Raw genomic sequence first — 18,838 nt, 5'->3', positions numbered from 1 at the left:
AGGAGTAAGAACATGTTTCTGGAAGTCAATCAACTGACGAAAATATATCATATCGGAGATGTCCCCTTCAGGGCTCTGAACAAGGTGAGTTTTTCCATGGAGAAGGGACAGGTGTCAGTAATTCTTGGTCCTTCAGGTTCGGGCAAAACTACCGTTGTCAATATCATCGGCGGTATAGATTCTGCAGACGAGGGCCGGGTAACAGTTAAAAACACAGAAATAACCTCACTTTCCCACCGCAAACTTACCGAATACCGTAGAGATTCCATCGGCTTCGTGTTTCAGTTCTATAACCTGATTCCTAACCTGACCGTGGCAGAGAATATTGAGGTGGCCTCTAATATCAGCAAAGACCCCATGGAAACTAGTAAAATCCTTAAGTCCATGGACATGTCAGGCCTGGAAAACAGGTTCCCCAGAGAACTCAGCGGGGGACAGCAGCAGCGGGTATCAATTGCCAGGGCGTTGGTAAAGAACCCGGAACTGCTTCTGTGCGATGAACCCACCGGTTCCCTGGACTACAAATCCTCCAAAGATATCCTCACATTAATTGAACAAATTAACCAGGAATTTGGAACTAACATAATAATTATCACCCACAATCAAGCCATCGCAGCCATGGCCCACCGGGTCATTCATATGAGAAGCGGTGAAATAACACGGGACATTACCCAGGAAGCTGTCCCTGCCGAAAGGATTGAGTGGTAATGTTCATGGTTATCCATAAAAAGATACGTAGAACTTTAAATGAACAAAAAGCTCAGTATATCGGATGTACCCTGTTGATTGCCTTGAGCTGCGCCCTCTTTGTTATTATCAACATTATGGGAGCCAATATTATCCTGAGTATGGATACTTTAAAAACCCAACACAACCAGGAAGATGCCAGTTTTATCCTGCAGGAAACAGTTAAAAATTTAGATAGTTTACAGAGAAAATATAACATAGACTTGGAAGAGCGATTTGCTGCAGATTACCCTTTTAACAGCGGGACAATCCTCAGAATCCTCAGCAGCACCCGGACAGTTAACCGCTATGCGGTGATTCAGGGAGAAGAATTACAAAAAGACACTGATATACTGGTGGACCCGGGTTTTGCAGCAGCCCATGATATCCGTATTGGAGACCGGTTGGACCTGTTCCAAAACACATTTACAGTGACTGGTTTTGTTACAACCCCCGATTACATTTATCCTCTCAAAAACGAAAACGATATCCTTAAAAACTCAGATACTTTTGGTATCGCCGTTGTCACCCGGGAAGCCTTTGAGAACATTGGACATGGATATTTATTTTACAGTGTCAGAGGAGAGACCGCCGAATTTCGCGAACATCTGTCGAAAGAAAACCGGATAATTAAATGGATAGACAGGGATAATAATATGCGCATTGCCTTCATAGAAGGAGACATTCAATTTATCGAACCCATGCGAGAAATTATTCCCTCCACAATACTGCTTCTAACCGTAACACTGATTTCCGTAATCCTATGGAGACTTCTGAAAAAGGAGTTTAAACAAATTGGCGTTCTCTATGCCCTGGGTTACAGGAAACAGGAAATCCTCAGGCACTACCTGTTAATTCCCCTGTTTATGGCTTTGGCCGGAGGCATCACAGGCACTGCAGCAGGTACTTATCTTGCCTCTCCAGTTACCATAGCGGCAGCCCGGTTCTACCACCTGCCTGTCCTGAAGCTTGACTTGCAGCCGGTTTATTTAGTAGTTAGCCTGTCCCTGCCGTTCCTTTTTCTGATCCCTATCACTTCATTAGTAATTATGAAAGCACTGCAGCTATCCCCCCTGGCTCTGATCAGGGGAGACATCAGCAGTGGAAAAATCAGCCGGCTGGAAAAAGCCGTAACCCTGAACCGTCTTACATTTCACAACAAGTTCAGAATTCGAGACATACTAAGAAATATTCCCAGAACTGTAATTCTCTTTCTGGGAATTGTTCTGGCTTCCGCATTGCTTTTGATGGGATTGTCCATGAAAGATTCTATTGACTACCTGATGAAACACAGTTTTGCCGAAACATTTCAATATGAGCATCATTACGCCTTTAATTCATTTCAAACAGTCAGGCCTGAACACGGAGAAATCCTTTCTTCCCTGCCCGTTACTATTACAGAAAATAAGCAGAATGTCCTGGTATACGGAATTCAAGAAAACTCTCAATTTATTACACTAAAGGACTCCTTCGACAACCCTGTTCCTGTGGAAGGTACTGTTATCACCCGGGCCCTGGCGGACAGGTTAAATATCCAGGCAGGTGACAAGTTTAAGGCAAAAAATAACCTGAGTTCTGAAATAATAACCCTCCAGGTGGACGGTGTTGCAGATTTTTACCTGGGAAGCTTCATATTTATGCCCCTGGCAGAGTTCAATACGGTCTTTAGCCTACCTTCAGATAGTTACCTGGAGATATACTCAGCCCGCCCTCTGGAAATAGAAGCATCATCTTTGCTGTTCAGTACCAACCGGGAAGAAATGGCTGCAGGTTTTCAGGCACTCTTAGAACCCATTCATTACATCATGGGCGTGATTGCTGCTGTGGCTTTTATAATTGGCCTGGTTATTGTATATGTTATAACAAACATGGTGATTGAAGAAAACCGAAGCACAATATCCCTGCTTAAAATTATCGGCTATAATATAAAAGACCTTTATTCACTATTCCTAAAAACCAATACTCCCTTTGTTCTTTTGGGTTACCTGGCTTCAATCCCTTTAATCCTGTCTTCCCTGACGGTTCTTTACCAAACCATAACTGCTGAAATGAATATAAGCATACCGGTGATATTGAAAAATGAGAATTATCTCTTGGGTTTTTTGTTCATCTATACCACTTATCAAATATCCAAAGGATTGAACCGGAATAAAATAAATCGGGTAGACATGGCAGAAATCCTGAAACAGCAGGATTAATTGATATCCACAACCTACACAACCAAGGGGCGCCTGTGCGTAATTGTGCCAGGTAACTGCCATCTAACGCACCATTGTTTCTTAAACAGCTAAGTTATAGCTCTAAATACGGATAAAAGATTTCATATCTTCAAGTGAACTCGTTTCAGCAAGCTGAAACATCGGGAAATCAGGTGGAGACTCTACTCCACCTGATTAAACCCCTCACCTACGCTAACGCTTAGAGGTAAGGGTCTTATACCCTCTAAAAAAGAGATAAAGAATCAAGGATTACTCCGGTCACAGATGACCAGACGTTGATGAGGGAAGGACTGCGCACTATTTTGGAGCTGGAAAGTGATTTCTTGATTACCGGCACGGCTGCCAACGGCGAAGAAGCAGTTGAATTTTGCCTGGAAAACCCCCCGGATGTTGTGGTACCAGCGACCGCACCCAGGCGGTTTTATTCGCCTTAAAACACCGCTTGATTGATCCATGAATTCCGTCTAATGCCATATTGCCCGGAGATTCAGGCCCTTACCTTCGGCAATTTCCAGAATATGCTATATAGGGTCAGTCCTCTACCATAAATAATACTGTTTGGGACCCTGAGAGTCGAACAAAACGATATTAATGTAAAAAAGCCAACAAAATACCCGGGGCTTGCACTGGAATTTTTTGAAAGCCCTTGTTTATTAACAAGAATTCTAACATCTAGATTAGGTTGTCCTTTCTTAGTTATTAATTTAAAAAAATATCTAATTAGATGAATACGCTATGGTTGAGAAATCACAGAACCAGGAATAAAAATCATTGGCTGTTGAAAAAAGGACACGCAAAAAAAATGTCCCGGCATGTATTCCTGAAGAGAAGGTTCTACCTTCGTTGCCACACTTCTAATGTCTTAACGTCTGGGGTTAGATCCTCGTCCACCTGGACTCCATAAAGGGGGGAGCGCCTTCACTAAGCTTGATCTTAGCCTTCCACAGGTAGGTTTTTGGCCATTGGCGGAAGATCTTGATGGCGTTAAACAGAAACTTAAGGAAAAGAGTTCTGGGGCGTGGCTCCCACCCGCCGCTGGGGTTAAGGGTTACTTCCACCTCTTCACCACCGGCTAACCTCATAAGCACCTCTCACCACCCCTGCAGACTCATCCGCGCCAAGAACGAATTCGCCGCTAAGGGAAGTATTATCCGCGATGTGGGTGATTTCCGGGAAGGGTGGGTGAAACTCGGCTGCAAAGCTATGGCTTTTGCGGCTTGAACTAATACGGGCAAAAGCGGGACAGTTCTTTTGCTCTAAAAGCTCATAAAGGGTGTCATTCGGCCCGTAAAGCTTGTTTCCTTCCCCTCTAAGTGGCTTAAGCGCCTGTGACTGTGCCGGACACCAGTCCACCAGAAATGTATCGGCACTGTAGCGCATGAAGTACACGCGAGAACCATTAAGTGGGAATGGGAAGGTATCTGCTTTATGAGTGCGGCCGTTAATGCTGATGGTTACGTCAGTATTGGCCCGGCGGACAAAATCAAACTTAAACATCAAATAGACCGGAAAAGACGAGGGATTAGCCGAAGAGCTTCCCACAGGCGCCAGTAGCGAAAAGGGTTTGGTTGGCTTCTGGCTTTTTTCCACAATTTCAACTTCCACCTTGCGGCCAGCTTTATCATCAAAGGCGAAGGCCACATCAACGCCGCTTGTGGTCACGCTAAACCGGGCATTGGTCATGAGGTTTACAATGGTATCAGCCAACCCCTTTGCTGCTACGTCTATTTTATCCTCTTTAGTCAGGCCAGGTTGCTGGTATACATCGATATAGCCGTCCTTGCGCCAGGCAATAATTCTTAAGCCTGTACCGTAGGAAGCATCATCAAACCACTGCGGCTCAAAGCCAATGTAGATTTCATCCGGATCCTTCTCAAAATTGATGAGGAACAATCGTTCCATGGGACTTATGTTTAATGTAAAAGGTAAATACATGTGAAAACCTCCAGTCGTGTTTGAATAGTCATCCTCCTGGCTCGAGAGAACAGCACTGACCATCTGTCTTCGTTAAACAGGTTTACCAGGATTTTAGTTCCGTTTCTCCCAGGTTGTTCAGGGCGGTGGTCATAGCCTCCGCCAGCTTATCCGGTTCTACGTGCAGCCCGGCATCCAGGAATCCACTTCAATGCCTTTTTCTTTTATTATACCCTCCATTTCATGCTTTAGGATAGCACAGCTCAATATTTTTTGTGACAATTGAATTCCCTCCCTTCTCTTTTAAGTGCTCCGAATATGCCGTTCCTCTGCGGTCCAACATCAATTACGGATACCGGTTTCTGCAGGAATTACAGATTTGCCCGGGCGACTATGGTTTCCGCAATTTCTTCGGCGCTCTTAACAGGAAAATCCTCTGGGGTCAAAAGCCAAGAGCCAAGAAGAGCCAAGAGCCAAGGGGACGTTTTGTTTGGCTTGCCCCATATTTTTAAAATGAGAACCAAGCATTCCTGTAATGCGTGAAAATGAACTTTGAAAAACAAATAACCTCCAGCTATAATTAATGTGTGCTGCTCACACGCACAAAAATCATAAAACCGGAGGTTATAAGAATGAACAACTCTCATAAGCTGGAAGCAATAACAGTAAACACATTGATTGTTGGTGTTCGATATTGCAAAGACACTACAATGGGCAAGGTTTACGGATTACCGCGGCTTGGAACTAGGTAAAGCCCTGAAATTTAAAAACAACAAAGAAGGCTTTGAAAGTATTGTAGCAAGCATAGAAGCGATTTGCAAGTTTAAAAAATTGGATAGAGTTATTGTGGCATGGAGCCAACAGGCCATTACTGGAAGACACTTGCAAACTACTTAATTTTTCGCCAAATAAGAGTGGTGATGGTAAATCCGTACCATACGAAAAGAGCTAAAGAGCTCGATGACAACAGTCCCACAAAAAGCGATAAAAAAGATGCTCTAACCATTGCACGTTTAATACGTGATGGCAGATATTATGAGGTATACATGCCCCATGATATATTTGCAGAATTAAGGGGGTTATCCAACGCCAGAATAAGCCTTATGAAGCGACATAGTGCCCTTAAGAATACCATAACAGCCGTGCTGGATGAATATTTCCCTGAAATCGTGAGTGTGTTCAAAAAACCACTCAAAGGGAAAGCATCAATGCAAATCCTAAAAAGCTGCCATTCCCCTCCCTGATTCTTGAGCTGGATGTAGATGGGGTACTTGTAGAGATTAGGAAGGCTGTTAAAAAGACTGTTGGCATAAAAAGGCACAACAACTTGTAGAAGTAGCCCAGACCTCTATAGGCGTCAATTATGGACTCGGGGCAGCAAAGTTAAAACTGGAGCTAATGATTGAAGAATTAGAGCTTTTAATGAGGCAACTGGAGCAAATAGAAAGTGCTATTGAACTGGCATTAGATAAGACTAGGATGAAAGAAATAATACTTGGCATCCCAGGCATCGGTATCGTTACAGCAGCTAGTTTCCTAGGCGAGATTGGAGACCCTTTGAGGTTTGCACATCCCTGCCAGATCAATAAAATGGCTGGCTACAACCTAGTAGAAGACAGTTCAGGCAAGAATATAAGTGGGACCTATATTTCAAAACGTGGCCGAAAAAATTTGAGAAATGTGCTATACCAGATAAATTCTAACAACATCATTCATCCTCTTCCTATGTTTTCTTACGATCAATTATCTGGTATATTCCTTTATGGATTTTGAAGAGATTTTAAAAAGTTTGCAAAAATATATTATGATATCCATCTCTGCATATGAATAATGAAACCCGCACTCTGCTTCCCTGTTAACTTCAATGAAGCAGAGAAAGAAAAAATAACTACATAAAAGATTTTATATCTTCAATTAACAAAGGCACTATTTGTTCCTGGTACCCTGCTTTTTTCACGTCCTGCATTTTTTCTTTTAGGGGGAGAAGTGCCGGAAGGGTTATGCCCTTCAATTTATGGAGGCGAGCCTCAGACAGCGCTACCTGGGAAATACAGCTTTCATAGTCTGCAGTTGTAAAGCGCCAGAGTCTGGCCAACCGGGGATAACGCTGTAAAAGCCGCTGAGCTATCTGCAGGCCCTCCGGGTCAAAATCACCGGAGTAATAAATTACATTTCCGCCCTTTACCAGCCTGTCAAAGAGTAAAAAGGCCGCCAGCTTAAACTGGCCGTGGCTGCATACCACGGGCGGAGGGAGGGCTCCCGGGAATTTGTCCAGCAGTCCGGAAAATACACCGGAATTTTCTACCACAAAAACAACTTTTTTATTTATTTTAACTTTGAGTTCATTGTCTTTTATAGAAAAGGCATCCCCCGAATTACAGGTAAAGTTTTTCTCGCAAATAAGCCGGGATTCCTCTAAACTGCTGCAGACAGCCGGCTCAAGTCTGTTAATACGGGTAATCTCCCGCAGGGGAACATTTAAGACCATTCCATCTTTCCAGGCGTTCTGCCACATGGAAACAGGTTCCTTTTCTTCTCCCCTGAAGGCTAATAGACCGGTACAGGTTACAAAATTTAAAAGATCATCCCGAATCAAGCCAAAACGGCCTAGAAGTTCCGTTACTTCTTCGGCAGAGAGGCTTCTTCTCTTTTGCTTAGGCTCACTTTCACGGCTACATATAAATTGCAGGGCGGAAATTAAAAACCTGCCCTGCTCAGTATTTAAATCAAAGCCATGGGGATCTCCGGTAATTCTGCTGGCGAATACCGGTAACCGTTCATACTTTGTATTTTCTTCACACCGCTGGCTATCTCCCAACTGGTAAAAGGAGGCCAGCTCTTCCACGGCTTTCAACACATTTGTCAATTGTTTCTGCAAAAGTTTTGGAGCCTGTTCATAAGCTGAATGAATTCCCCTGGTTCCGGCCCCTTTCTGCTGGATATGTTCCAACCACAGACGGCAGTTCTCACTACTGAATTCCCGGTAAAAGCTCTGGAAGAAAGCACTTTTTTCTAAAAGAATTCGATTTTTCTCTTCAGTCCTGGTCGTTATGGACTTTCCGTGATAACCTTCTAAAAGCTCTTTCAATTCAACCCCGGCAAATCTGGTTTTCTTCAGAGCCTTTTTAAATGCGGCCAGAGAAATGGAAGCGGAGTCCTGCCGGCTGTAATCTCGACCCATAATTCCCGATAGAGCATCCTTTTCCTCCGGCTTTAAATTTAGAAGTTTTACAGTCCCGCCCATACGGCCCAACCGGTAATAATTCTTATTAAATAGATGAAAAAGTCTTTTAAACCCGGGTTCTTTCTGAAAAAACTCTACGGCTTCCTTCAGGAGCGCAGCATTTCCGGACTTTTTTACCTGTTCCTTATGATTTATATCCTTTTTCTTCATCTCCCTGCCTCCGCAGTCACCCCGGAATATCCAGTAAAATCACCGGCATCTTCTTCAGAAAATTGCAGCAGTTTCCTTACTTTACCATTCCAGTGGTAGCGCACCACGCTGACATAAGGAACATTTAACGGCCTTACCAATTCACAGATGGATAGGGCAGAGACCGTATCGTAATCTCCCCAGAGGGACTGGGAATTGATGATATAGTTGAACCCCAGTTTTTCTATCAGGTCAAACATATCCCGGATATTGTTTTCATCCACTCCGGCGAAGGCTTCGTCCAAGGAAATGATATAAGGGGCATCCTTTCGGGCCTCCAGGTAGCGGGAATACGCTGCGGAAAAAAGAGGAATATACATGGCCATGGCCTTCTCCCCACCGCTGAAGGTATAAAATACATTGTTAGTCAGTTCTTTTTTCTGTTCTCTTTCCTTGCGATAATACAGAATAAAGGAAAACCACTTCCGGTAGTCCAGCATTTCTTTAATAGCCTGGTGCAGTGTTTCACCGTAGCCCTTTTCCTCCAGCACTTCCTTGGCCCGTTCTATTTTTGAGCGAAAATGCCGGGTAACCCGCTGCATGTCCTGCTCTTTCAACAGCCGGGGATCCATGCGCAGCAGTTCCACCATATCCTGCGTATCCATTTCCTCTTCATAATCAGCGGTGCGGGGCTTCCAGCGCAAAGAAAAGGTTAACCCGCTGGAGGTATTCCTCTTGGCCATCAGCTCATCAATCTTTTTCACCCAGCGTTCGGCCCGGCTGATGCGGCTGCGAATAATTCTTCCCACGCTGTTCATAATGATTTCTTCATAGAGTTCCCGGTCTTTCTCACTCAAAATCTTTTTTTGAAGTTCAATATCTTTATTCATCTTTTCCAGGACAAAGTATGGAGACACCCGTTTTCCGCTGTACTCCAGCAGCATCTGGATTCGGCGGGAGGTCTGTTCCAGCTGAGTCAGCTGAGCTGTTAAGGCTTCGTCCGCTTCTTCCATTTCAATATCCTGGAGGGAAACTTTTACTTCAAATATGGATTTCTGGGTAAGCCGGTATTCCATTAAAACTCCGTGCTCCTGGTAATACGTGCGGTCCAGGCGTTCCTTTACCTTTTCCCGGTCCAGGGCTGCCGTCAGGGGACCATGCTCCTTCCAACTCTTCCTGGCCATTTTTAATGCATCTTGTGCCAAATCCCCGGATAAAGAATCTGCCTCTATCACCAGCCCCAATCGGTATTCCTCCTGGAAAATTTTTTCCCAGAGGTTCAAAATCTTTTGGGCTGACCTGATGCTCTTTACAGTATGGCTTACTGAAGCTTCCGTATTTTTTATTAGACTTTCCTTATTGCTGGATGCCTTTTGAACCTGCACCATTTCATCGGGAATCACGCCCAGGCGTTTTTCCACCCGGTTTATTCTCTTCCTGATCTCTTCGGCTCCCATCTCCTGTAAGCGCTGCTCCACCTTCTCCAGGCGGCGGCGGTTTACTGCCAGCTGATCTGCCAGCTCATTGGCCTCTTTATTTAAATCAACTATGTCCTCCTGCAGGGTTTTTAGATTTTCTGTATACTGCCGGAGCATTCTTGTACTGCCGGTAAAATCTTTATAAGCCAGCTCCAGTTTGTGCAGAGATTCCAGGTAGGACCTCATATGCCGGCAGGCTGCTTCATAGGTTTCTAAGTCAGGCCGCAGCTCCATTCCCTCCACCAGCAGACGCAGCCTTTCCTTTACCTGCTGGAGTGTCTCCAGCACATTTTTTACCTTCTCATTTTTTTGCTCCACCTCGTTCAACTGAACTTTCACCTTCTGCCTCAGTTCTGACAGGTTTCTGTATGCCTCCCCGGCATCCCGGTCGGAAGGGAACCCTTTGTACTCTTCCTCCAGCTTTTGTTTCCTTCCCAGGCAGAAATTCTTCTTCTCCATTAAGTTCTCCCGCTGCTCTTTCAGGCTCTCCAGTTCCCGGATCAGGCTCTCTATTACCTGCTGCCGGTATTTACGGCGGGCTTCCTTCCCAATATATTTAGAACGCTCTTCCCGGGGAGCATGTCCCTGAATCAGGGTCAGCCGGTAAGTTCCGTCCTCTTTCAGCTCGGCCAGGCCTTCCCGGGCATCCCTGACCAGCACACTGCTCAATACACTATTAATTTCAGAAGCCGTGACCTCTACTCCTTCTACCGGAGTGGGGTAAAGGTATTCACACAAAGTGTACGCCAGAATCTGAGGGTTTGGTTTAATCACGCGATCATGCTGAAATACCCGGTCCAAATGCTTTTCCGGTACAATCAAGGCATCTAAAAGCCCCATGCGGGTAACCGCAGATTCAATCCGCTCCCTTTCCTCCGGGGTAACCTCAGGCTTAAACTCTACCGCAGCAAAAAAGGGCAGATAAGGGACCTCCGCTTCCTCCAGCCGGCGGCGGGCCTCCAGGGTATCAGGATGCCTGGGGGGCTCCGGGTCTTTCATACGCTTCCAATCCTGCAGTTCCTCTTCCTTTTCCTTAATTTCCTGTTCTTTCTCTTGAATTTTTTGCTCTACTATCAGCTGCTCTTTTACAATTTTCTGAGCAAAATGATTATAGGCCTTGACCATTGGTTCTTTTACCTGCTCAAAGGTGCAGCCCTCATAGAGCTCACCACAGTAACCGGCCATAAGCTGTATTTCCTCCGGAGAAAGCAAAAGCTCCTGATTATCTTTCGACCACCGGTGGATTTGGGTCAGCAGCTCACCTTTTACCTCTTGGAAATAATCCTGCCATTTTACTTTTTCATTCCGGCGGATATCCAGCTCTTTACGGGCTTCCCCCAGTTCCCTTTCAGCTTCCTGGTATTTGTCCATGGTACGGGCTTTTTCCTGCAGCACTTTTAAAATATCATTCAGTATCTGATCATGCTCACTGCCCTGTTTATTCCACAAATCAAAGTGATATTCATCTCTATAGGATTTTTCAAATTCCTGAAGAAACAGTGCATGACCGCTGAACTTTGATTCTTCCGCTTGATTTGTTAAGTCTCCCAGAAGCCTGGAGATTTCTTTCTCTTTTTCACTGGTTTTATTTTCTTCCTTAGAAATGCTGCCTATCAATGCCAGCTCCCTGGAAAGTTTTTGGCTCAGCATACTATTTTTCTGCCGTTCCTGGCCCTCCAGCCTGGCAGTTTCCTTTTCAATATCTATTTTTTCCCTTTCCACATCAAATACATCGTGCTTTTTCAGGGCCTTTTCTTCCTCTGCTAAAACTTCCTTTTCCTGCCGCAGGTCCGTCATATCTTTTTCCAGCTGAATCAGCTCATCCCGGTATGAATGCAGGCTATCCGTTAATTCCGTCTCTTGTTTTCTCAGTTTCTGAAGGCTGCTGTGGGATTTCATTACCCCCTCAGCTTTTTGAGCCAGGATAAACCGGTTGTACTGGTCGTACTGGTCACACAGCTTCTTTAACGAACGCTGTTCCTTTAGAAGCTGATCCAGCTGCTGCTTTGTCTGGTCCATATTCTCGATGGTATCGGAAAGGGGCCTCAGCTCTTCATCAGAAAGGGAGGGCAGGGATTCGTTTAATATTTCGTAGATCACCGTGGGTCTAAAATCTTTGGAAAGTTTAGGGCTTCTCAGCTGAATTAAAAGCTTTATAAGTTCTTCATAAGCCTCTTTGGATTCAAAGCCAAAGAGGTGCTTGTTTACCAGGTCCATGTATTCCCCCTGGGTGCGGACTACTCTTCCCCCCTGCTCCAGGCGGTTTTCCAGTTCCTGCCGGGTCAGGGGTATTTTCTGCTCCTGGCCCACCTGACTGCTGTACTCAGTTTTGTACAGCTGAAGGTCTTTCCCAATGCGGCGGTTGTCCCACAGGATAAATCCCCAAAAGTTCATGGCCCCCTGCCGCCTGGCCCTGAGGCCTATGCCGGTAGTCAGGTACTGTTCAAGCCCCTGGCGCTTGTATTCCAGGTAAAGATAACCGGTTCGTTCATCCCGATCCACAACATCCTGCTCTCCCAGCAGGTAGTCCTCCATTTTTCGCGACCTGGAACCAAAGGGGTCCAGGCGGTCGGGACTTTTGCGTCCGTCCAACAAGACCGGTATAAAGCTCTGCATGGTCACGGATTTCCCCGAACCGTTGTTGCCCCGCAGAAGGAGCTTTCCATCGGCAAAATAGAATTCTTCCTCATCATAATACCAAAAATTTAAAAGTCCGGCCCGGTTCAGCTGCCACTTACTACTGTTCATCGATATTCACCCCTTCTTTAGAAGGCTTTAGAAAATCTTCGGGATACCTGCATATGGTTCGGGCCAATAAGGGAAGCAGGTAGACCACCCCTGTTTCTTTATCCAGCCGGGCCATCTTCCAATCAATTATGAAAGTAAGTAAATCCCGGGCCGTTTCCGAAAGAGAAGCTTCACGGTACTGCTTGCTCCATCCCACTCCATACAGGTCTTTACATTGCGCCACCCATTTTTCGAAATCTGTTGGTGTGAGGCAGAGGGAACCGTCATGCTGCAGGGGGATATCCTCCTCTTCCTTCTGCCTGCGGGCGAAAGAAGCAAACTGCATGGTGATGTCGGCAATGGCCCTGTTATCAGGAAAAACTGTAAAGAGGGCCTTCCTCTCCGGCAGGGTAAGCATGGCCTCGTTTTGATACAGTTCAAACTGAAAACTGGTATGTCTCTCAATATCCTCGCTGATGCGGTTTCGAAAGTTCCGCAGGTAAAGAAAATCGGGATCACCGCTTCTTCCGGCATACATAGCCGGGGAAAGCATGAGCTGCCGGTAAACCCGGTGTCTTCGTTTTACTCCTGTGCTCTCTTCTGCCCCCTGCCACTCCGCCTCCAGGATTTGTTCTCTGGAATCAAACAGGGATAAATCTTTCGGATAGGAACGCATATAATAACGGGACACCAGGGGTACCTCAAAAAGGGCTTCGTGCGTTTCCAGGTAGCTGAAGCCGGAAATGTCACCGTCTACCAGCTTTACCACCCGGAGTTCTGATGCCGCCTGCAGCACCCGGACCATTGATTTTCGATGCTCATATTGAGTCCAGTCCAGGCCTTCTTCTCCGGGGTATAAGCTCTGCAGCTCTTCGCAGAGGTCCGAAAGTAAAAACTGCTCGTCTATATTTTTGCTCTCCAGGTAGGCCAGCAGGCAGCAGAACAGCCCGTAATCCCGGGTATGTTTAAAGGACTGTATTCCCATCCAGGATTCCGGGCAGGCGGGAACCTTCTCCAGTTTAGCAAAAGCGCGGTGCACAATGAGGTGATAACCCAGTTTTTCCAGGAAGTAAGTTCGAAGGGTATTCTCCCTTTCCCGTATCAGCTGATATATCTCAGGATCATCTTCCCGGATAATCCAGAATTCTTCCAGCAGGTGTTCCGCCGCCTGCCTGGCAGTATCATCAAATATCTGTTTTTTTCTTTCCAATTCCATTCCTTAATCACCTACTCCAGAAATTGAATCATGTAATTAGGAAGCTGCAGGCTGCCGTCCTCCCAAGGGAGAGTAATCCGCCTATCATCTATTTTACTCAGCCTGAATTTTCGCCCCGTCTCCGTCTTAGCCACTAACTGGCGGCTGCCCATACACCGGCCAATCCAGTTAAGAATAGTTTTTCGTATGTAGGGGTCGCTGAAGGAGAGTTCACTCAAAATAATTCTGTCTTTTTTTATCATCTGTTCAATCAGTTTTTGTTCCGCTTCTTTTTCCTGCAGGTACTGTGCCAGCAGCCTTTCCTTTTCCTGCCGATGGCTGATAATGGGGCGGGGCCTGGTCTTTTCCCGGTAATTGCGAACCCTGGGGTTAACCGTAATGACAGTAGCTGGCTGGTCCCATATCTGTACATAGATATCCTCCGTTTCTTTGGGGCGGGAATAAATGTGGCGGGTATGAGATACTCCAAAAACACATGCGGACAGCTCATGGGCTTCCTGCAGATCCTGACAATTTACGAAGCAGTTGGCCAGGTGGAGATAATCCTTTCGGCGGCTCTTAAAATTATGGTGCTTTTCCCCGATCCGCTGAGCAAAACGGGTAATGCGCCGGATGGTTTCGTTGGTGGAACTCTGAAGGTAGACCAGGTCGCTTTCCCGGCCGTCACTCCCCAAAAACCAGGTGCACATGCTCTGCCACCTAATGAAATATTTTCCGGCTACCTCCTCTTTTGAGGGAGTTTCCTCTAACCGGGGAATGCTCAGGTAATACTCTGCCAGTTTTTCAGTAATATGCCGGATCAGCTCAGCGGGCATCTCCCGGAGAAGGGATTCTATGCGAAGGGAAATACGCTGCAGAACAGACATAAAGCTGCGCAGGTACCCGGTAATGGCATCTTTGTAGACTAAAAATGCCTCTGTCATCATCATTTCTTCCACCTTTTCACTTTCCAGGTGGGCCAGATAATCAGTGGCATTCTCCGTTAGTTTTCGGAAGTTATCGTAGATATCTTCCCATATCCCATTTAACTCTTCCGGGGGTAAAGCTTGAACCGCTTGAGAAGAAGAAATTTTAATCAATCCATCCAGGAGACGATCAAAGAGGGTTTTTTCCAGAGAGCCTCCAAAGGAATCCCCCTTCTGCTCCAGAGCCTGGACCATTCTTTCAATTTCAACAGTATAAGGGGTACACTGGTAACGAAATTTTTTCCGTTTGAATTCCTCGATAGTGCTTACTTTCCCCATGTCCTGGCGGGGGATAAGATTTTTCCATTCAACCAGCTGGTTTAAATCCTGCTGCAGCTGTTCCTGGGAATAGTCCTGGAAAAAAAGACTCTGCTTTAGATAGTCCAGTATTTCCTCCGGAAAAAGGTAATGCCTGAGCCTTTCATGCTGTATATAAAAATACCGTAGAATGGCCCTGTATCTCCAGACATTCCCAGCAGTTAAATAATTTACTTCCACGATAGGTTGAAAAAGCTTTGCATCCATCAGCTTTACCCCTCCATGTTAATAATTGTAGCATAAATTAGAGACTGCTACAATTGAGTAACCCTGCCCTTTACTCATCCTCTTTTAAACTTGACCGTATACAGCCCCCCTATCCCGGTGATACCATGAATTTTCCTGAGGGGTGATATCCAAAAGCTGGTAAGCCAGACATTTTATAAATTTTTTAGGATTTCAAAGCTGCAATAACCTGCTGAAAAGTTCCATTGGATAGGTACTGAGTAAGCTCATGGTTCGACCTGAAAAATGACTTTGTCATATTCCAAGCTATTCCAAGCTGTTATAGAAAAATTAAGGGATAATCCAACCCATGACGGTTATTAATATGTTGATAAGTTTTACAAATAAATTATGAAAGGAGAGAAAATATGGAATTTTTAACCTCTTTTTACCACTGATTATTTCATATGGGGGGAAAATTCTGCTGTCAATAGTTTTTTTAATCGTCGGTTTACGGGTTATTAATTTTTTGGCTCATTTGACTACTGGTAAACTTGAAAAAGCAAATATTGATCCCTCCCTGCAGCCCTTTTTGGTGTCCGTGTCAAAAACAGTCCTTCAAATATTGCTGGTAATTTCCGTCGCTTCCATGCTGGGGGCAGAAATGACCTCCTTTATAGCAGTCCTTGGGGCTGCCTCCTTTGCCGTAGGCCTGGCCCTTCAGGGAAACCTGGCAAATTTCGCCGGAGGAGTTTTAATTCTTCTGCTAAAACCTTTTAAAGTTGGGGATTACATTGAAGCTGTAGGATATAGCGGCACTGTAAAGGAAATTCAAATTTTCTACACAATCCTGGATACTCCAGATAATAAAAGGATTATTATCCCTAACTCCAATCTGTCCAACAACGGCACCACTAATTACAGTATAAACCCCACTCGAAGGGTTGACTTTACCTTTGGTGTCGGCTATCAGAATGATATTTCTAAAGTAAGGAGCATACTCCAAAAAATAGCTGAAGAACATCCCATGGTTTTCGATGACCCCCCACCTCAAATTGTCCTGGGGGAGCATGGTGACAGTGCCATTGTTATCTATTTCAGGGTATGGTGCAATAAGGAAGATTACTGGACCATTTACTTTGAAGTTTTAGAAAAGGCCAAGCTAGAATTTGACAGAGAAGGTATCAATATCCCCTATCCTCAAATGGACGTACATATGATTAACCAGTAGAACGAAAAAAGTTGAGGGAACTCCTCTCTTTCCAAAAACCCGGCAAACTATGCATGAGGCTGTTCCCCCCCCACCCACTTCAGCAGTGCCGGTTTTAGCTCAGAGTTCCAGGCCTTTGAAATTCCCCTGGTGGATTAACCCGTTTAAGAAATATTTAAAGAAATAAGAGCCTCTCGGCTCTGAAATATCCCCGTTTTGCTTTTTTCCCTGGCAGCCCTTGACATTTTTACCACCTCAATTTAATAGCCTTAAAATATGGGAAAGCCAAACAAAACGTCCCCTTGGCTCTCTTGGCTCTCTGCTCATCAATAATGATATTTATCCGGTAGGGCAATCAGGCTTGGAAAAGAAACGCCTTGTTCACATTCTAGACAGCAATGCGAAGTAAATATAAGAGTTCATCCCCAGGATATAGCCTGAATGACAAAGAATTGCTCCAAATATGGAGCCGCTTTTACTCCTGGCATAAATGAATAGGTAAGATACCAAAAACATGAAGAGGAACCACAAGGACATCGGCACAAAGGTATTTGTGAAACCCCTGCCGGCAAAAATTAAATCGTAGTGCGGGATGTGTATAGCCGCAAAAGAAATGCTGCTTAAAAATCCAGCCCATTTGTAGCTAGATAATCTCTTAGCCAAGACTTCATGAATCATACCCCTGAAAAACAGCTCTTCCCCTATGGGGCTAAAAAGCATAGATAAAAAAGTGATGACCACAAACACTCCAGGAGTAAGCGCTTCTCCTTGGGCACTATATTCTCTTACAACGGTCATTCCCCAATTCTCAGTACCGGTTCCATAGAGCAGATGACCAAGCCAATAAATAACTCCAGCACCTAAAACCCCTATAAAAAAAGAAAGTAATAACCAAACCCGATTATCAGCTTTTTTTATCCCAATTTTTCCTCTCCCATTCTTATGGAAAAAAACTACAGGTAAAACCCACATAATGAGAAAGCCCAAAACCACTACATTGATTTCTTCCCTAACAAGGCCAATTATGCGTATTATCCCCAGCAATACAAACATCACAACAATAAAACGGATTTCTGATTTGAATACTTTTTCCCAAAGTGGCCTTAAGAAATTCCCCTTCATATTTCTCCCACCCTTCCCTGATTTATATTTTTCCTGAACTTCCCTATCACACCCGCTCAAGGTTCTTTTTTTCAGATTTTTCATAATAAACTAAACCCGTTCTACTTGCAGGGACAAAAGCTCCACCCCTGCATCTCTCAACAGTAAGATTAAACCGTATACGGCAGACATGTCCGATAATTCTCCGTTTAAATAAGTTGTGCCGTCTTGTTCATGACTGATGGCAAATTCGGCAAAGTAATCCTTTATCCAGGAATCAAGGTGAGCCAGGGAACGTACCCGCACCCGCCAGACATATTCTTGTGATGCAACCTTGTAGTTACCTTTCTTATTATCCATTTTTCGCCCTTCCTCCCTTATTTTTAATATTAATCTGTAAAAGCTGGTGGGACAGAAGGATCAAAATACTTTTCAACTTCATCCAACACAGGGGTCTTAATTCCGGCTTTTTCTTTAAGTTGTCTGAATTCTTCCCTCAGCTGCAGCATCTCGTCACGGGCATTCCTGGCGTGACGCACACCGCCGATATCGAAAAGTTCCGAACCCAGTACACGCTGCAGCAGGGGAACCATGATAAATTCGGGAATATGCATGCCCCAGCGCAGCTTCGGCGGTTCCATGGGAAAACCAAGGGTTCGCAGAACCTGGAATGCTTCGCGCATACCCTGCCAACATTTTCTGATAGCTGCTCGGTTCCGCGCCAGACGATAATTGCATAAACCGGCCATATAAATGGAGCCTGTAAGCGCCAATCCGATTGCCACGTGATAACGCTTCCATGAATCCATATTTCTGCTGAACACTACCGGAAAGCCCGCCGCTTTAAAGGCACCTGCTATTTGCTGCAGACGCTGGCTCTTTTCCCCGTTAAGTTCGCCCATGGTCATCTTTTCTGCCACCATGTAACGGACAACGTAACCGTCACGCTCGCCACCGGCGTTAACATGCCCCAGCAGAACCCTCTCACGTCCCAAAGCGTCAATCATGGGTTGCGGGCCTTCCGAGTCATTGTGCATAAAAAGAAATGCCGGTATATGAGGGTTTGTCGCTAATGCCGGAAGTGCATCGTGAAGCTGATTTTTTTGTATTAACACCACACACACATCAAAGTACTCGTTCTCCGGAATACTGTCAACCAGGCGCACATTTGTAGTGGTTCGCTCTCCCGTATTAAACTGTTCCAGTACAATACCGTGCTTTTTCAGGTCCTCATACCTGGAACCACGGGCTACCAATGTCACTTCCGTTCCCGCCTCATGCAACCTGGCAGCATACAGACTGCCCAGAACACCCGCACCGAAAAACAAAATTTTCATCTTTTTCATTATCTGTTCAGCTCCTTCTTTGTTATGACTTTATATTAACTCAGTCCCCTTTATTTTAGACCTGCCAACCAGGAGGTTTT

At 45.1% G+C, this 18,838-nt stretch carries 13 protein-coding genes; 5 read left to right on the top strand and 8 right to left on the bottom strand.

Going from position 1 to position 18,838, the window contains the following annotated elements; translation table 11 throughout:
- Positions 1 to 12 precede the first annotated feature (12 nt).
- Entirely contained in the window at positions 13 to 708 is a 696-nt protein-coding gene (locus HUE98_RS03135; protein ID WP_241422434.1) for an ABC transporter ATP-binding protein, read from the top strand.
- Complete coding sequence (locus HUE98_RS03130) at positions 708 to 2,924, top strand: ABC transporter permease (protein ID WP_241422433.1); 2,217 nt, start codon at positions 708 to 710, stop codon at positions 2,922 to 2,924. Before HUE98_RS03135 ends, HUE98_RS03130 begins: the two co-directional genes overlap by 1 nt.
- A 1,083-nt stretch (positions 2,925 to 4,007) precedes the next feature.
- On the opposite strand, the gene HUE98_RS03125 is transcribed toward HUE98_RS03130, so the two are convergent.
- A complete protein-coding gene (locus HUE98_RS03125; protein WP_241422432.1) occupies positions 4,008 to 4,880 on the bottom strand; it encodes a hypothetical protein in 873 nt (290 codons plus the stop codon).
- 830 nt (positions 4,881 to 5,710) lie between these two features.
- On the opposite strand from HUE98_RS03125, the gene HUE98_RS03120 reads away from it, so the two are divergent.
- Positions 5,711 to 6,103: an IS110 family transposase gene (locus HUE98_RS03120; protein ID WP_241422431.1), complete on the top strand. Its 393-nt coding sequence runs from the start codon at positions 5,711 to 5,713 to the stop codon at positions 6,101 to 6,103.
- 154 nt (positions 6,104 to 6,257) lie between these two features.
- Complete coding sequence (locus tag HUE98_RS03115; protein ID WP_241422430.1) at positions 6,258 to 6,632, top strand: IS110 family transposase; 375 nt, start codon at positions 6,258 to 6,260, stop codon at positions 6,630 to 6,632.
- A 115-nt stretch (positions 6,633 to 6,747) separates the two neighbouring features.
- Here HUE98_RS03115 and HUE98_RS03110 read toward each other — a convergent pair whose 3' ends face one another.
- From HUE98_RS03110 to HUE98_RS03095, 4 genes are read right to left on the bottom strand one after another with little or no spacing between them, the layout of a single operon-like run.
- Positions 6,748 to 8,253: a TIGR02679 domain-containing protein gene (locus HUE98_RS03110; protein ID WP_241422429.1), complete on the bottom strand. Its 1,506-nt coding sequence runs from the start codon at positions 8,251 to 8,253 to the stop codon at positions 6,748 to 6,750.
- On the bottom strand, positions 8,250 to 12,458 hold the full coding sequence (locus HUE98_RS03105) for a TIGR02680 family protein (protein WP_241422428.1): 4,209 nt from the start codon (positions 12,456 to 12,458) through the stop codon (positions 8,250 to 8,252). Before HUE98_RS03105 ends, HUE98_RS03110 begins: the two co-directional genes overlap by 4 nt.
- The gene (locus HUE98_RS03100) at positions 12,448 to 13,653 is read right to left on the bottom strand and encodes a TIGR02678 family protein (RefSeq protein ID WP_241422427.1); all 1,206 of its coding nucleotides are present in this window, start codon (positions 13,651 to 13,653) and stop codon (positions 12,448 to 12,450) included. The genes HUE98_RS03105 and HUE98_RS03100 overlap by 11 nt, the downstream gene beginning before the upstream one ends.
- An 11-nt stretch (positions 13,654 to 13,664) precedes the next feature.
- Positions 13,665 to 15,143, bottom strand: coding sequence for a TIGR02677 family protein (locus tag HUE98_RS03095; protein WP_241422426.1), 1,479 nt, complete (start codon positions 15,141 to 15,143; stop codon positions 13,665 to 13,667).
- Between the two features lie 391 nt (positions 15,144 to 15,534).
- Here HUE98_RS03095 and HUE98_RS03090 point away from each other — a divergent pair, with 391 nt between their 5' ends.
- A complete protein-coding gene (locus HUE98_RS03090; RefSeq protein WP_407080294.1) occupies positions 15,535 to 16,332 on the top strand; it encodes a mechanosensitive ion channel family protein in 798 nt (265 codons plus the stop codon).
- A 360-nt stretch (positions 16,333 to 16,692) separates the two neighbouring features.
- On the opposite strand, the gene HUE98_RS03085 is transcribed toward HUE98_RS03090, so the two are convergent.
- Genes HUE98_RS03085 through HUE98_RS03075 form a run of 3 tightly spaced genes read right to left on the bottom strand, consistent with a single transcriptional unit; the run spans position 16,693 to position 18,740 of the window.
- Positions 16,693 to 17,517 carry a CPBP family intramembrane glutamic endopeptidase gene (locus HUE98_RS03085; protein WP_241422424.1) on the bottom strand — a complete coding sequence of 275 codons (825 nt, stop codon included), beginning with the start codon at positions 17,515 to 17,517 and terminating at the stop codon, positions 16,693 to 16,695.
- Positions 17,518 to 17,523: 6 nt separating this feature from the next.
- The gene (locus HUE98_RS03080; protein WP_241422423.1) at positions 17,524 to 17,772 is read right to left on the bottom strand and encodes a hypothetical protein; all 249 of its coding nucleotides are present in this window, start codon (positions 17,770 to 17,772) and stop codon (positions 17,524 to 17,526) included.
- A 29-nt stretch (positions 17,773 to 17,801) separates the two neighbouring features.
- Positions 17,802 to 18,740 carry a ketopantoate reductase family protein gene (locus HUE98_RS03075; RefSeq protein ID WP_241422422.1) on the bottom strand — a complete coding sequence of 313 codons (939 nt, stop codon included), beginning with the start codon at positions 18,738 to 18,740 and terminating at the stop codon, positions 17,802 to 17,804.
- Positions 18,741 to 18,838 lie beyond the last annotated feature (98 nt).

It is taken from the genome of Candidatus Contubernalis alkalaceticus, assembly GCF_022558445.1.
GTDB classification, from domain to species: domain Bacteria; phylum Bacillota; class Dethiobacteria; order SKNC01; family SKNC01; genus Contubernalis; species Contubernalis alkaliaceticus.
The sequence above is the reverse complement of the archived record's forward strand: the minus strand, read 5'-3'. Positions and strand labels throughout refer to the sequence as shown.

Bases quoted from the DNA above. Each gene is read 5' to 3' on its own strand.
- HUE98_RS03100 (WP_241422427.1), bottom strand. From the start codon at position 13,653: ATGGAATTGGAAAGAAAAAAACAGATATTTGATGATACTGCCAGGCAG.
- HUE98_RS03125 (WP_241422432.1), bottom strand. From the start codon at position 4,880: ATGTATTTACCTTTTACATTAAACATAAGTCCCATGGAACGATTGTTC.
- HUE98_RS03095 (WP_241422426.1), bottom strand. From the start codon at position 15,143: ATGGATGCAAAGCTTTTTCAACCTATCGTGGAAGTAAATTATTTAACT.
- HUE98_RS03130 (WP_241422433.1), top strand. From the start codon at position 708: ATGTTCATGGTTATCCATAAAAAGATACGTAGAACTTTAAATGAACAA.
- HUE98_RS03105 (WP_241422428.1), bottom strand. From the start codon at position 12,458: ATGAACAGTAGTAAGTGGCAGCTGAACCGGGCCGGACTTTTAAATTTT.
- HUE98_RS03135 (WP_241422434.1), top strand. From the start codon at position 13: ATGTTTCTGGAAGTCAATCAACTGACGAAAATATATCATATCGGAGAT.
- HUE98_RS03080 (WP_241422423.1), bottom strand. From the start codon at position 17,772: ATGGATAATAAGAAAGGTAACTACAAGGTTGCATCACAAGAATATGTC.
- HUE98_RS03085 (WP_241422424.1), bottom strand. From the start codon at position 17,517: ATGAAAAATCTGAAAAAAAGAACCTTGAGCGGGTGTGATAGGGAAGTT.
- HUE98_RS03120 (WP_241422431.1), top strand. From the start codon at position 5,711: ATGGAGCCAACAGGCCATTACTGGAAGACACTTGCAAACTACTTAATT.
- HUE98_RS03110 (WP_241422429.1), bottom strand. From the start codon at position 8,253: ATGAAGAAAAAGGATATAAATCATAAGGAACAGGTAAAAAAGTCCGGA.
- HUE98_RS03115 (WP_241422430.1), top strand. From the start codon at position 6,258: ATGATTGAAGAATTAGAGCTTTTAATGAGGCAACTGGAGCAAATAGAA.